The organism is Mesorhizobium sp. M7A.F.Ca.CA.002.09.1.1 (assembly GCF_003998555.1).
In the GTDB taxonomy this organism is placed as follows: Bacteria; Pseudomonadota; Alphaproteobacteria; order Rhizobiales; family Rhizobiaceae; genus Mesorhizobium; species Mesorhizobium ciceri.
Window position 1 is genome coordinate 1 of record NZ_RZRR01001550.1, and the last position, 532, is coordinate 532.

Below are 532 nucleotides of genomic sequence, written 5' to 3' on the forward strand. Positions count from 1 at the left end.
TCCTTGCGCAGCTGCGTCGCGGTGATTTCTGTGGCCTCCTTTGCGATGCGAGCGGAAAGCGCCGCGTCAGGTTTGCCGGTGACGCTGATGTTGATGATAGGCATTCTTCTTCTCCTTGGCTTGAGCGGCGTCCGATCGCCGTTGAAACAACCATGCCACCACCTTTTAGGCAAAAAAATCGAATTGTTTTTAAATGATACTTCGATAGTATCGAAGTATGGAAACGCTCGATCCCGATCTGCTCCGAACCTTCCTTGCTTTCGTCGACAGCGGCTCGCTGGCCCAGGCGGCTGCAAGCATCGGCCGTTCGCCCTCGGCGGTGACCGCCCAGATGCAGCGGCTGGAGGAAGTCGTCGGTGAGCCGCTGCTGGCGCCGCAGGGGCGGGGACGTGGTTTGACGCCGGCGGGTGAGGATCTCGTCGGCCACGCCAAGCGCATTCTTGCCGTCCATCGCGAGGCTTGGCTGGCGCTGAAGGGCGCCCGCGCTGCCGGGCGCGTTGCCATCGGCACGACGCAGGATTTTGCCGACAGC

Annotated in this window: 1 protein-coding gene; it reads left to right on the forward strand. The window is 61.7% G+C overall.

The window, feature by feature from the left end:
- Nucleotides 1–217: 217 nt before the first annotated feature.
- On the forward strand, nt 218–532 hold a 315-nt coding region (locus EN994_RS34600), incomplete at its 3' end, for a LysR family transcriptional regulator (RefSeq protein WP_127308308.1).